The following is a 13,429-nucleotide window of genomic DNA, read 5'->3' on the forward strand; positions in this document are numbered from 1 at the left end:
CAAACAGCCCGCCAAGCGGGCTGATATGTTGAAAATCAAGGGATTGCGGGTGAGGTGCGGCGTACGCCGATAGCCGACTGTTAAGCCGGCATTACAGCGTGCTTAGCGGATGCCGTACTTATCCATCATCCGATACAGGGTTACGCGGGACACCCCGAGCAGTTTGGCGGCCTGCGACACGTTGTTGCCCGACTGGCTCAGGCAGCTGCGCACGGCGACCTCCTCGGCATGGGCGCGCACCTGTTCCAGGGGCTCGATCTCCATGCTGGTGTCGATGTCCGACAGGCCCAGGTCGCGCGGGGTGATCATGCGGTTCTCGCTCATCACCAGGGCGCGGCGAATGCGGTTGATCATTTCGCGTACATTGCCGGGCCAGTCGTAATGCTGCATGGCGGTGATGGCCTGGCGGGTGAAGCCGCGCACCGAGCTGCCCTGTTCCTTGGCGAACTTGTGCAGGAAGAAGCGCGCCAGCAGCTCGATGTCATGCTCGCGCTCGGACAGCCGCGGCACATCGATGTTGAGGACGTTGAGGCGATAGTAGAGGTCCTCGCGGAAGCGGCCCTCGCTGACGGCCTCCTCCAGGTTGACGTGGGTGGCGGCGATCACCCGCGCGTTGCTGGTCAGGCTCTGGTTGCCGCCCAGTCGTTCGATGGTCTTCTGTTCGAGAAAGCGCAGCAGATAGACCTGCAGCTGCTGTGGCAGGTCGCCGATTTCGTCGAGGAAGATGGTGCCGTTCTGGGCCGATTCGATCCGGCCGATCTTGCGCTTGTAGGCGCCGGTGAAGGCACCCTTCTCGTAGCCGAACAGTTCGGCGTGGATCAGGGTTTCCGGCAGCGCGCCGCAGTTCACCGCGACGAAGGGGCCACCGCGGTGTTGCGAGCGCTGGTGGATGGCGCGGGCGATCATCTCCTTGCCGACCCCGGTTTCGCCGCGGATCAGCACGGGCGCGTCGACCGTGGCGACCCGGCGGATCTGCTCGAAAATGGCCAGGAACTGTTTGCTGGCGCCGACCATGTGAAACTCTTCGACCGGCTGCAGCTGGTCTTCGACACCACGCAGCTTGGACATGCCGTCGAGGTGGCCGAGGGCGAACCGGAGGTGGTCGCTGTTGTTCAGCGGCAAGGAGAAATAGTCGTAGAAGTGTTCGTAGATCAGTCGGCGAAACTCCAGGTCGTCGAGGTTGGCCGGGTTGGTCAGGGCGACCCAGGACAGGTGCTCATCGACGCCGAGCAGGGTTTCGACCCGTTCGCGCTGTTCTTCGCTCAGGCCACTGGGCAGCAGGGCGACCCCGACGCTATAGGGTCGCTGTTTCAGCAGCGCCAGATTGTTACTCGACGAGGTGATCCTGTCGAACACCCAGTCGTCGACGTGCAGGCTGGCGTACAGGCGCTCGTCGTTGGAGGGGTCGAAAAGCAGGGCGCGGCGTGGTTCTTCGGGCAATTGACGGGCGGTGGCAGGCATCTGTTAAGCCCCTAATACACATTTCCGTTACAGCACTTCCCTACCGTTACTACACGTTACAAGCATAGTTTCAGCGTTGATGTTTTTCAGGCCAGGCGACGAAAGGCTGGCGCTCGGCTACTACCCCCATCCGCGCCCGCCACGCACTGGAAACTGGCGCCCAGGCCTCTATAGTCTCCTATGAGCCTGACGGACTGGCGTGGCAAACCGGAGGCCATCCGGCGCATCGCCGGCTCCGGCTTGATCCGGGCTACGGCTGTGTCGCGGGCCGAATCCATTGCGCTTGGCGAGGTTCGATGAACCATGTACAGCAAGTATTTCGGCTTCTCAGATCTGCCCTTCACCATCGCGCCTGACCCGCGTTACCTCTACCTCAGCGCGCAGCATCGCGAGGCATTGGCCAGCCTGTTGTATGGCATCAACTGCAACGGCGGCTTCGTCCTCCTGACCGGCGATGTCGGCACGGGCAAGACCACCGTCTGCCGCTGCCTGCTCGAGCAGTTGCCGGCCAGCGCCGAGGTGGCCTTCATCCTCAATCCCAAGTACAGCATCACCGAATTGCTCGAGGCGATCTGCGACGAACTGAAGATCGCCTATCAACACAGCCGCAGCCAGATCAAGGGCTATATCGATGCGATCAACGCGCACCTGCTGGAGGCGCACGCCAGGGGCGTGAATACCGTGCTGATCATCGACGAGGCGCAGAACCTTAGTCTCGATGTGCTGGAGCAGATCCGCCTGCTGACCAACCTGGAGACCAGCAGCCAGAAACTCCTGCAGATCATTCTGATCGGCCAGCCGGAGCTGCTCGACAAGCTGGCGCGCCCCGAGCTGCGCCAGCTCGACCAGCGGATCACCGCACGCTATCACCTCAATGCGCTGTCGCGCAGCGAGCTGGCCGCCTACGTCAGCCATCGCCTCGCCGTGGGCGGCAGCGAGGCGCCGCTGTTCAGCCGCCTGGCGCTATGGCGCCTGCACCGGCTGACCGGCGGGGTGCCGCGCAAGGTCAATATCATCTGTGACCGCGCCTTGCTCGGCGCCTTCGTCGAGCGCCGCCGGACGGTTGGCTGGGGCGTACTCAACCGTGCCGCACGCGAGGTGCGTGGCCAGGCGAAGGGGACGGCGCCGCGCTGGCGCCTGGGGCTGCTCGGCTTGACCTTGCTCGGTCTGCTGCTGGGCTGGGCGATCTGGTCTCCGCCGTTGCCGCTGCCGGAGCTGGCCGGCCTGCTGCCGGCCGTGCCGGGTGAGGTACAGGCCTCGGCCTCGGGCGAGCCGACGACGGCCGTCGCAGAGGCCGCGCCGGTGCTCGACAGCGTTGCGCCGGAGAGCCTGGAGGCCCTGATCCCGCCGCGTACGCCGCTGTCCAGCCCGGCCGACTGGCAATGGCCGGAGGGCACCGACCTGGACGCCACCGAACCCCTGGCCTACCAGGAGCTGTTCCGCCAGTGGGGCATCGAATACAACCCGGCTGGTGCTCCGGTGGTCTGCCAGTTCGCCCGTCTGCACAACCTCGGCTGTCTGCTCCAGCCGGTCGATCTCGACGAGCTGTTGAAGCTGAACCAGCCCGCGGTGATCAGCCTGTCCAACGCCGCCGGGCAGAGGTTCCATGCCACCCTGGTCGGCGTGGAGCCCGAACAGGGTTTTGCGCGACTGAACATCGCCGGCGAAGTGCGTGCGGTCGAACTGGCCGAGCTGCGTCGCTGGCTGCAGGACAACCAGCTGGTGCTCTGGCGCATGCCACCCGGTTACCAGGTGCCGCTGCGGCCGGAGGCGCGCAGTGCCCTGGTGCCCTGGCTGGATGCCAAGCTGGCCTGGCTGCAGGGCCGCGCGCCGGCGAGCGGCCGCGGCGAGCACTACGACCAGGACCTGCAGCTGGAGGTCCTGGCCTTCCAGCATCACTACCGTCTGGTGACCGACGCGGTGGTCGGGCCGCAAACCCTGATCCAGCTCAGCAGCCTGACCGAGTCGGACATTCCGTTGCTGACGCCCACAGAGCCGGAGTGAGTCCATGTCCTACATTCTCAACGCGCTCAAGCACTCGGAAAGTCAGCGCAACCGCGGAGAAATTCCGCACATCGACTCGCAGCCTGAGTTCGTCAAGATCGCACCGAGCCGATGGGGCGAGCGGCTGTGGAAGTGGCTGGCGCTGGCGGCGGTGCTCGGCTTGCTGTTGAGCTTGGCGTGGATGCGCTTCGCCAGCGAGTCCGGGCCCGAGCAAGTGGCAGTGCCGCCCAGCGTCGAGCCTGCCGCCGGGATCGCGGCTGTCCAGCCGTCCGCCGAGGCCGCGTCGCCGGCACCGGAACCCGCGCCGGGGCTACCGGCCCTGGCGGAAATGGCGGGGGTGCGTGTCAGTCTGGGGGAAGAGGAGTCGGGCGATGCCGCGGTATCCGCGCCGGCGCCACCCAAGGTGGTGCTGGAACTGCCAGTCAGCCGCGGTGTGGTCCCCGCGCCGGCGCCGAAAGTGCAGGCCGCGCTAGCGCCTGCGCCCGTTCGCGCCCCGGCAGTGGATGAAACACCGCCGGCCGAGGACCTCACTGGCGTCAGCCACTGGAAGACCCTGCCGGGCGATGTGCAGAAGCAGTTGCGCGAGCTGGCCTTCACCGCGCATATCTATTCGAGCAAGGCGGATGCGCGGTTCATTCGCGTGAGCGGCCGCACCCTGCACGAGGGCGATCAGCTCGCCACTGGCCTGACGCTGCGGCAGATCACCCGCGACGGCATCGTGTTCTCCCATGGCGGGGAGCAATACTGGTTCGGCTTCAACTGAGATGTCGAAGGCCTTGTGCCGCCCCGCCCGGTGAACCGGGCGGGGCGCAGCCGTTCGCTTACTTGCCGTAGACCTGTTCCGGCAGCCAGGTGATCAGGCCAGGGAACTGGTAGGCGAGCACCAGCAGCACCAGCTGGATCAGGATAAAGGGCAGCACGCCCCTGTAGATGGTGCTGGTCGCCACGCTCGAGGGCGTTACGCCGCGCAGGTAGAACAGGGCGAAGCCGAATGGCGGGGTGAGGAAGGAGGTCTGCAGGTTCAGGGCGATCATCACCCCCAGCCAGATCGGGTCCAGCCCCATGGCCAGCAGAACCGGCCCGACGATCGGCACCACCACGAAGGTGATCTCGATGAAGTCGAGGATGAAGCCCAGCAGGAAGATCACCAGCATGACCACGAAGAATGCGCCGAGCACCCCGCCCGGCAGCTGGGCGAACACGTCCTCGATCAGCACTTCACCGCCGAAGCCGCGGAACACCAGGGAGAACAGCGAGGCGCCGATCAGGATCATGAACACCATGGCGCTGATTTCGGTGGTGCCGAAGGCCACTTCGCGTAGCTGGGCGAAGCTCAGCTGGCGCTTGCCGAAGGCCAGCAGCATGGCGCCCAGGGCACCGAGCGCCGCCGCCTCGGTCGGCGTCGCATAGCCGGCGAGGATCGAGCCAAGCACCGCGGCGATCAGCAGCAGCGGGGGCAGCAGGGCGCTGAACAGCTTGCCCCATTCGATCGGGCCGAGCTCGTCCTGCGGCAGCGCCGGCAGCTTCTTCGGCTGCAAGACCGCGACCCCTATGATGTAGAGGATGTACAGGCCGACCAGCAGCATGCCGGGCAGGAAGGCGCCGACGAACAGGTCGCCGACCGATACCGTCTTCGGCGAGAAGATGCCCATGCGCAGCTGTGCCTGCTGATAGGCGCTGGACATCACATCGCCCAGCAGCACCAGCACGATCGACGGCGGAATGATCTGTCCGAGGGTGCCGGTGGCCGCCAGGGTTCCGGTCGAAATGGCCGGGTCGTAGCCGCGCCGGAGCATGGTCGGCAGGGCCATCAGGCCCATGGTCACCACGGTGGCGCCGACGATGCCGGTGCTGGCCGCGAGCAGCGCGCCCACCACGCACACCGAGATCGCCAGGCCGCCGCGCAGGGTGCCGAACAGCCGCGACATCGACTCCAGCAGGTCTTCGGCGACCCGCGACTTCTCCAGCATCACGCCCATGAACACGAACAGCGGCACCGCCAGCATGGTCTGGTTGTTCATGATGCCGAACAGGCGATTGGGCAGGGCGCTGAGATAGCCCGAGTCGAAGGTGCCGGTGAGTGCGCCTATGCCGGCGAACAGCAGGGACACGCCGCCGAGGGTGAAGGCCACCGGGTAGCCGGCCATCAGGGCCAGGCAGATGCTGATGAACAGAACGATCGCCATTAGCTCAGCCATGATGCTTCACCTCCGGCTCCGGCAGGCGACCGGCAAGGGCGTAGGCGGCCTTGATCAGGTCGGCGATGCCCTGCAGCAGCAGGCTCACCACCAGCACCAGGATGATGCTCTTCTGCAGGTAGACGAACTTGAGGCCGCCCGATTCGCTGGACGCCTCCAGGGTCGACCAGGAGTTGGCCACGTAGTCCCAGCTGCTCCAGCCGAGGAACAGGCACAGCGGCAACAGCAGCAGCAGGTTGCCGAGCAGCTCGACCAGCGCTTGGCGGCGGCCGCTGAACTTCTGATAGAAGATATCCACGCGCACGTGGGCGTTGCGCTGCAAGGTCCAGGCCGAGGCGCCCATGAACACCAGGGCGTGGGCATAGAGCACGGCCTCCTGCAGGGCGATGGCGCCGATGCCGAAACCATAGCGCAAGACCACCACGATGGCGGTGCCGACGACCAGCAGCAGGGTCAGCCATGCGCAGGCCTGGCCGAAGCGGGTGTTGAGCGTGTCGATCAGCCGCGCTAGGCCGAGTAAGGGAGGCGGGCGATGGGTCATGGCGGTTCCTTATTGTTATGGCCAGCAAGGCGCGTGATTCTAGGTGGCCGGGCGAAGGCGTCGCAACCGACAGCACTACGTACGTAGTCAGCGCGCTTGAGGGATGCTAAACCCTATGATAGTCAGGACTGGCTGAATGCCGGCGATCCCGAGGTTCAGTTCACTAAGTAAAACAACAAGGAGTCATTGCATGAAACGTCGTCAAATTCTCGCAGCAGCGGGGGTAGGCCTGGCCGCCACCGCACTGGCCGGCTGCAACAAGGAGGCCGAGACCGCTGCCAAGCCTCAAGAAGGCGCGGGTGCAGAGACCTTCAACTGGAAAATGGTGACCTCCTGGCCGAAGAACTTCCCCGGCGTCGGGGTCGGTGCCGAGCGTTTCGCCAAGCTGGTCGAGGAAATGAGCAATGGCCGCCTGAAGGTCAAGATCTATGCCGCTGGCGAGTTGGTGCCGGCGCTGGAAGTGTTCGATGCGGTCTCCCGTGGCACCGCCGAGATGGGCCACGGAGCGCCTTACTACTGGAAGGGCAAGGTGCCGGCGGCGCAGTTCTTCTGCGCCCTGCCGTTCGGCCCCAATGCCCAGGAAATGAATGCCTGGCTGCACAAGGGCGGCGGTCTCGAGCTCTGGGAAGAGGTCTACAAGCCCTTCGGCGTGTTGCCGATGGCCTGTGGCGCCACCGGCGTGCAGACCGCCGGCTGGTTCAACAAGGAGATCAACTCGGTCGAAGACCTCAAGGGCCTGAAGATGCGCACCCCGGGTCTGGGTGGCGAAGTGCTGACCAAGATGGGCGGCACCGTGGTCAACATGCCGGCCGGTGAGATCTTCACCGCGCTGCAGACCGGCGCGATCGACGCCACCGAATGGATCGGCCCCTACAACGACCAGGCCCTGGGCCTGCACAAGGCGGCCAAGTACTACTACACCCCGGGTTGGCAGGAGCCGAACGTCACCTTCGAGCTGGATATCAACCTCCAGGCCTGGGAAACCCTGCCGGCGGACCTGCGGGCCATCGTCCGCGCGGCGGCGCGCGATGTGAACGCGGACATGCTCGACGATTACAACGCGCGCAACATGGAAGCCATGGAGCAGCTCAAGGCCGAAGGGGTCGAGGTGCGGAGCCTGCCGGACGAAGTACTGAGCCAGCTGAAAGCCGTGGCCAGCGAAGTGGTCGATGCCGCCGCTGCTGCCGATCCGGTAGCGGCCAAGGTCTGGGCGCAACAGAAGGACTACTTGCAGCGCCTGTACGACTACGCCGAAGTCAGCGAGAAGGTCATCTACAACATCCGCGGCTGACGATCGCGGCTGGGAAAAAAACGCCGGCGTATCAGCCGGCGTTTTTTTATCGTGCTATCGCTGTATCAGCGCCGGGCCGGCACCGGGCGGGTGCGACCGCTGCCGTCGATGGCGACGAAGACGAATACCGCTTCGGTGACCTTGCGCCATTCATTGGACAGCGGGTCGTCGCTCCACACCTCGACCAGCATCTGGATCGAGCTGCGACCGACCTCCAGCGTCTGGGTGTAGAAGGACAGCTGGGCGCCAACCGCTACCGGCACCAGGAAGGCCATGCGATCGATCGCCACGGTGGCCACCCGGCCACCGGCCACCCGGCTGGCCATGGCGGTGCCGGCCAGGTCCATCTGCGACACCAGCCAGCCACCGAAGATGTCACCGAAACCGTTGGTCTCGCGTGGCAGGGCGGTCAGTTGCAGGGCCAGGTCGCCTTGGGGGATCGGATCTTCCTGTTCGAAATCTTTCATCTCAGATGGGCTCGCGGCGCGGTTGTTGTTGTTGGCGCGGAGCAGGCCGGGAACAGCGGTGTTCGGCGACCTGTTAACCCGCAAGGGCGCGGGTTGGGGAAGTATACCGACTGAACGGTCGCCGGGCGACTGCGGCGCTTTGCTCCAGCGCCAAGCCAAGTATTTCCGGAAGTTGCGTGCAATCCTGCCGGCGTTCATCTAACTGTCATATTGCTTTCATAGATTGGTCACACGGCCTGCAGATACTTGGCCTCGACCCAACCCCACCCTGATTTGTTAGGAGCAAGGCATGAAACTTACGCGTTTGATGGCGGCCATGACTTTTGTCGCCGCTGGTGCTGTCACCGCCACCGCGGTTGCCGCTGTCGACCCGGCTCTGCCGACCTATGAAAAGACTTCGGGCGTATCCGGCAACCTGTCGAGCGTAGGTTCCGACACCCTGGCCAACCTGATGACCCTGTGGGCCGAGGATTACAAGAAGCAGTACCCCAACGTAAATATCCAGATTCAGGCTGCTGGCTCCTCCACCGCGCCGCCCGCTCTGACCGAGGGCACCTCCAACCTCGGCCCGATGAGCCGCAAGATGAAAGATGCCGAGCTGCAGGCTTTCGAAGAGAAGTATGGCTACAAGCCGACCGCCATCCCGGTCGCGATCGACGCCCTGGCCGTATTCGTGCACAAGGACAACCCGATCAAGAGCCTGACCATGGAGCAGGTTGACGGCATCTTCTCCACCACCCGCCTGTGCGGTGGCTCGGACGTCAAGACCTGGGGCGACCTGGGCCTGACTGGTGACTGGGCCGCCAAGCCGGTTCAGCTGTTCGGCCGCAACTCGGTGTCCGGCACCTACGGCTACTTCAAGGAAGAAGCCCTGTGCAAGGGCGATTTCAAGGCCAATGTCAACGAGCAGCCGGGTTCGGCCTCGGTAGTGCAGTCGATCTCCAGCACCCTCAATGCCATCGGCTACTCGGGCATCGGCTACAAGACCTCCAGTGTTCGCGCCGTGCCCCTGGTGGACAAGAAGGGTGTGGCCGAAGAAGCTTCCGAAGCCAACGCCCTGGCTGGCAAGTACCCGCTGTCGCGCTTCCTCTACGTCTACGTGAACAAGGCGCCGAACAAGGCCCTGAGCCCGCTGGAAGCCGAGTTCGTCAAGCTGGTGCTGTCCAAGCAGGGTCAGGAAGTCGTGGTCAAGGATGGCTACATTCCGCTGCCGTCCAAGGTGGCCGCCAAGGCCCTGAAGGACCTGGGCCTCTAAGCCGGCGCCGGCCTGAGGCCCCCTAGGGCCGCAGGCAGTGCTCCAACGCTCGCCACTCCGCTGGAGTGGCGGGCGTTTTTGCGTCATTACGTTGTAATCTTTCTGTCACACAAGAGCGTTAGATTTGGCCTTCGCGTATTCTGCAGCGCGAGCGCCCAACCGCTCAGAGACCCATGTATGAACGACCTGGCCAAAGATTCCATGACCGCTTCCTCGAATCGCAGCCAACGGCTGGACTTCAACACCCCGGCGCTGCTGCGCAAGCGGCGCATGCGTGCGCTGAAGGACCGCCTGGCCCATTGGTACGTGTCCATCGGCGGCTTGGCAGTGCTGGCGGCGATCACCTTGATCTTCTTCTACCTGGCCTATGTGGTCATGCCGCTCTTCTCCGGCGCCGATCTGGAAGCGCGCAAGCCGCAGCAGCCAGCCTGGCTCGCCGAACAGGGAGAGGCGCTGCTGCTGGCCGTGGAAGAGCAGAACAAGGTGGCCATGCGCCTCAATAGTGTTGGCCATGTCCAGTTCTTCGCGCTCAAGGACGGCACGGCGCTCAACAGCTATGACCTGGCGATTCCGGCGGGCACCACCATCACCTCGGCCAGCGAGGGCGCGCCGGGCAGTCGGCGTATCGTCCTGGGCTTGTCCAATGGCCAGGTGCTGCTGTTCCGCCAGAACTACGCGGTCAGCTACCCGAACAACGTCAAGACCATCACCCCGGTGTTGCAGTATCCCCTCGGCGAGACGCCCATCGACCTCGACCCCCAGGGTCGTCCGCTGGAGCATGTGGCGGTCAACCAGAACGGTGACACCGTGCTGTTCAGCGCCTCGACCGGGGCCGAGCTGCATGTGTTGTCGCTGACCAACGAAGAGAACGAGTTCACCGGCGAGACCAGCCAGGAACAGACGCGCATCGAGCTGCCGCAGATTGCCGAGCCGATCAAGGCCCTGGTGATCGATCCGCGCCAGCAGTGGCTGTACGTGTTCAACGGCAAGGCCACCGCCGATGTCTTCGACCTGCGCAGCAACCGCCTCAACGGCCGCTATAACCTGCTCGACGGCGAGGCCGAGGTGACCACGGTCAGCCCGCTGCTCGGCGGCATCTCGCTGTTGATCGGTGACAGCCGCGGCGGCATCGCCCAGTGGTTCATGGTGCGCGACAAGGACGACAAGTCTGCCTTTACCCGCATCCGTGACTTCAAGCTGGGCGACAGCCCTGTCACCCAGTTCATGCCGGAAGAGCGGCGCAAGGGCTTCATGGCCCTGGACGCCGCCGGCAATCTGGGCATCTTCCACAGCACCGCGCACCGCACCCTGCTGGTCGAGCCGGTGGCCGAAGGCGCAAGTGTCGCGGCCCTGTCGCCGCGTGCCAGCCGCGTGCTGGTGGAGTCCAACGGCCAACTGCAGACCTTCGCCGTGGATAACCCGCACCCCGAGGTGTCCTGGAGTTCGCTGTGGGGCAAGGTCTGGTACGAGAGCTATGACGAGCCCAAGTACGTCTGGCAGTCGACCTCGGCCAACAGCGATTTCGAGCCCAAGCTGAGCCTCTCGCCGCTGACCTTCGGCACCCTCAAGGCAGCCTTCTACGCCATGCTCCTGGCCGCTCCGCTGGCCATCTGCGCGGCCATCTACACCGCCTACTTCATGGCCCCGGCCATGCGCGGCAAGATCAAGCCGGTGATCGAGCTGATGGAGGCGCTGCCGACGGTGATCCTCGGCTTCTTCGCTGGGCTGTTCCTCGCGCCCTATGTGGAGGGACACCTGCCGGGCATCTTCAGCCTGCTGTTGCTCACGCCAATCGGCATCCTGCTGGCGGCCTATGGCTGGAGCCGGTTGCCCGAGCGCATCCGCCTGCTGATTCCCGATGGTTGGGAAGCGGCGCTGTTGATCCCGGTGATCCTGCTGGTCGCCACCTTCTCCCTGAGCATGAGCGGGCACATGGAGAACTGGTTCTTCGGCGGCGACATGCGCCTGTGGCTGAGCAATGACCTGGGCATCGCCTTCGATCAGCGCAACGCCCTGGTGGTCGGCCTGGCCATGGGGTTCGCGGTGATCCCGAACATCTATTCGATCGCCGAGGACGCGGTGTTCAGCGTGCCCAAGAGCCTGACCTTCGGCTCCCTGGCGCTCGGTGCGACGCCCTGGCAGACCCTGACCCGGGTGGTGATCCTCACCGCCAGCCCGGGCATCTTCTCGGCGCTGATGATCGGCCTCGGCCGCGCCGTCGGCGAAACCATGATCGTGCTGATGGCCACCGGCAACACCCCGATCATGGACATGAACCTCTTCGAAGGCCTGCGTACCCTGGCCGCCAACGTGGCGGTGGAGATGCCGGAATCCGAAGTCGGCAGCAGCCACTACCGGGTGCTGTTCCTCTCGGCGCTGGTGCTGCTGTCGTTCACCTTCGTGATGAACACGCTGGCCGAAGTGATCCGTACTCGCCTGCGCAAGAAATACGCCTCGCTCTAAGACTCGGGAAGGTAGACGTCCGTGAACGTGAAAAAGCAAAACCTCAGATCCTGGTTCCAGAGCGGCAGTCCCTGGGTGTGGATGACCGCCGGTGGGGTATCCATCGCGGTGATCATGACCCTGGGCCTGCTGGCGGTGATCGCCACCCGCGGCCTGGCGCATTTCTGGCCGGCCGACGTGATCGAGTCCACCTACCAGGTCCCCGGGGAAGCGCCGCGGGTGCTGGCCGGTGAACTGGTGCAAGCCGAAGAGGTGCCGCGTGCGCGCCTGGCCGCCGCCGGCCTGCCGGTGGACACCAGTGGCGGCGAGTTCATGACCCGCGAGCTGCTCAAGGTGGGTAACCGCGATCTGTACGGTGCCGACTTCAGCTGGGTGGTGGGCGAGTGGACCAGCGATGCGCGGCGACCGGCCAATCTGGTGGTGATGGAGCGCCGCGAGTGGGGCAACTTCTATGGCTACCTGGTCAGCGTCAAGCAGGCCGGCCAGGTAGTGGCCGAGGGCGATGCGGCCTGGGCCGAACTGCAGCAGCGTCTCGAGCGGACCGACCAGCTGCACCAGCAGATCAGCCGGCTGGAGAAGAAGGACATTGGCCGGATCAACCATGGCCTGGAAAATCTGCGCCTGAAGACCCGCCGACTGCAGCTCAACGATCAGCTCGACGCCGCCGCCCAGGCCGACCTGGACGCCGAGCGTGCCCAGTGGGATGCCGAGTACAAGGTGCTGGAGACGCAGCTGAGCGAACTCAACCAGCAGTTCAACCGCGACAGCGTGACGGTCAGAAGCGTCGACGGCCGCGAGCAGGACATCAACCTGGGCAAGGTGGTGCGGGCCTATCAGCCCAATGCCATGTCGACCCTGGACAAGCTGGGCTTCTACTTCGCCAAGGTCTGGGAGTTCGTCAGTGACGACCCGCGTGAGGCCAACACCGAGGGTGGCATCTTCCCGGCGATCTTCGGCACCGTGATGATGACCCTGATCATGGCGGTGATCGTTACCCCGTTCGGCGTACTGGCGGCCATCTACCTGCGCGAGTATGCCAAGCAGGGACCGCTGACCCGGATCATCCGCATCGCGGTGAACAACCTGGCCGGCGTTCCGGCGATCGTCTACGGCGTGTTCGGCCTGGGCTTCTTCGTCTATGTACTGGGCGGCTCGATCGACCAGCTGTTCTTCCCGGAAGCGGCGCCGGCGCCGACCTTCGGCACTCCCGGCCTGCTGTGGGCCTCGCTGACCCTGGCGATCCTCGCCGTGCCGGTGGTGATCGTGGCCACCGAGGAAGGCCTGGCGCGCATTCCCCGGGCCCTGCGTGAAGGCTCGCTGGCCCTGGGCGCGACCAAGGCCGAGACCCTGTGGAAGGTGGTGTTGCCGATGGCCAGCCCGGCGATGATGACCGGCCTGATCCTTGCCGTGGCCCGCGCCGCCGGCGAAGTGGCGCCGCTGATGCTGGTGGGCGTGGTCAAGCTGGCCCCGGCGCTGCCGCTGGATGGCAACTACCCCTATCTGCACCTGGACCAGAAGATCATGCACCTGGGCTTCCATATCTACGACGTCGGCTTCCAGAGCCCCAACGTCGAGGCCGCGCGGCCGCTGGTTTACGCCACCGCGCTGCTGCTGGTGCTGGTGATCGCCCTGCTCAACCTCAGTGCGGTGTATATCCGCAATCACCTGCGCGAGAAGTACAAGGCGCTGGATCATTAATTTCCTTACCGGCCCTGCCCGTTCGGCGGGGCCGGTGGTGACCCAATTGTT

At 65.0% G+C, this 13,429-nt stretch carries 10 protein-coding genes; 6 read left to right on the top strand and 4 right to left on the bottom strand.

Annotation, left to right across the window (positions count from 1 at the left end; genetic code table 11):
- Positions 1-102: 102 nt before the first annotated feature.
- Entirely contained in the window at positions 103-1,461 is a 1,359-nt protein-coding gene (locus AB5S05_RS01740; RefSeq protein ID WP_369285688.1) for a sigma-54 dependent transcriptional regulator, read from the bottom strand.
- Between the two features lie 303 nt (positions 1,462-1,764).
- Here AB5S05_RS01740 and AB5S05_RS01745 point away from each other — a divergent pair, with 303 nt between their 5' ends.
- Positions 1,765-3,465: an AAA family ATPase gene (locus tag AB5S05_RS01745; RefSeq protein ID WP_369285689.1), complete on the top strand. Its 1,701-nt coding sequence runs from the start codon at positions 1,765-1,767 to the stop codon at positions 3,463-3,465.
- Positions 3,466-3,469: 4 nt separating this feature from the next.
- Positions 3,470-4,228, top strand: coding sequence for a general secretion pathway protein GspB (locus tag AB5S05_RS01750; protein ID WP_369285690.1), 759 nt, complete (start codon positions 3,470-3,472; stop codon positions 4,226-4,228).
- 58 nt (positions 4,229-4,286) lie between these two features.
- On the opposite strand, the gene AB5S05_RS01755 is transcribed toward AB5S05_RS01750, so the two are convergent.
- On the bottom strand, positions 4,287-5,663 hold the full coding sequence (locus AB5S05_RS01755; RefSeq protein WP_369285691.1) for a TRAP transporter large permease: 1,377 nt from the start codon (positions 5,661-5,663) through the stop codon (positions 4,287-4,289).
- The gene (locus AB5S05_RS01760; protein WP_369285693.1) at positions 5,656-6,204 is read right to left on the bottom strand and encodes a TRAP transporter small permease subunit; all 549 of its coding nucleotides are present in this window, start codon (positions 6,202-6,204) and stop codon (positions 5,656-5,658) included. The genes AB5S05_RS01755 and AB5S05_RS01760 overlap by 8 nt, the downstream gene beginning before the upstream one ends.
- A gap of 190 nt (positions 6,205-6,394) precedes the next feature.
- Here AB5S05_RS01760 and AB5S05_RS01765 point away from each other — a divergent pair, with 190 nt between their 5' ends.
- On the top strand, positions 6,395-7,495 hold the full coding sequence (locus AB5S05_RS01765) for a TRAP transporter substrate-binding protein (RefSeq protein ID WP_369285694.1): 1,101 nt from the start codon (positions 6,395-6,397) through the stop codon (positions 7,493-7,495).
- A gap of 65 nt (positions 7,496-7,560) precedes the next feature.
- Here AB5S05_RS01765 and AB5S05_RS01770 read toward each other — a convergent pair whose 3' ends face one another.
- Positions 7,561-7,962, bottom strand: a complete 402-nt coding sequence (locus tag AB5S05_RS01770) for an acyl-CoA thioesterase (RefSeq protein WP_369285695.1) — start codon at positions 7,960-7,962, stop codon at positions 7,561-7,563.
- Positions 7,963-8,251: 289 nt separating this feature from the next.
- On the opposite strand from AB5S05_RS01770, the gene AB5S05_RS01775 reads away from it, so the two are divergent.
- The 3 genes from AB5S05_RS01775 (at position 8,252) to pstA (ending at position 13,378) form a co-directional block, all read left to right on the top strand.
- Complete coding sequence (locus AB5S05_RS01775; RefSeq protein WP_369285696.1) at positions 8,252-9,217, top strand: PstS family phosphate ABC transporter substrate-binding protein; 966 nt, start codon at positions 8,252-8,254, stop codon at positions 9,215-9,217.
- 177 nt (positions 9,218-9,394) lie between these two features.
- Positions 9,395-11,680: an ABC transporter permease family protein gene (locus AB5S05_RS01780; protein WP_369285697.1), complete on the top strand. Its 2,286-nt coding sequence runs from the start codon at positions 9,395-9,397 to the stop codon at positions 11,678-11,680.
- An 81-nt stretch (positions 11,681-11,761) separates the two neighbouring features.
- On the top strand, positions 11,762-13,378 hold the full coding sequence (gene pstA, locus AB5S05_RS01785; protein ID WP_438943526.1) for a phosphate ABC transporter permease PstA: 1,617 nt from the start codon (positions 11,762-11,764) through the stop codon (positions 13,376-13,378).
- The last annotated feature ends 51 nt before the right edge of the window (positions 13,379-13,429 follow it).

Origin of the sequence: Pseudomonas zhanjiangensis (assembly GCF_041027545.1) — a bacterium.
GTDB lineage: Bacteria > Pseudomonadota > Gammaproteobacteria > Pseudomonadales > Pseudomonadaceae > Aquipseudomonas > Aquipseudomonas zhanjiangensis.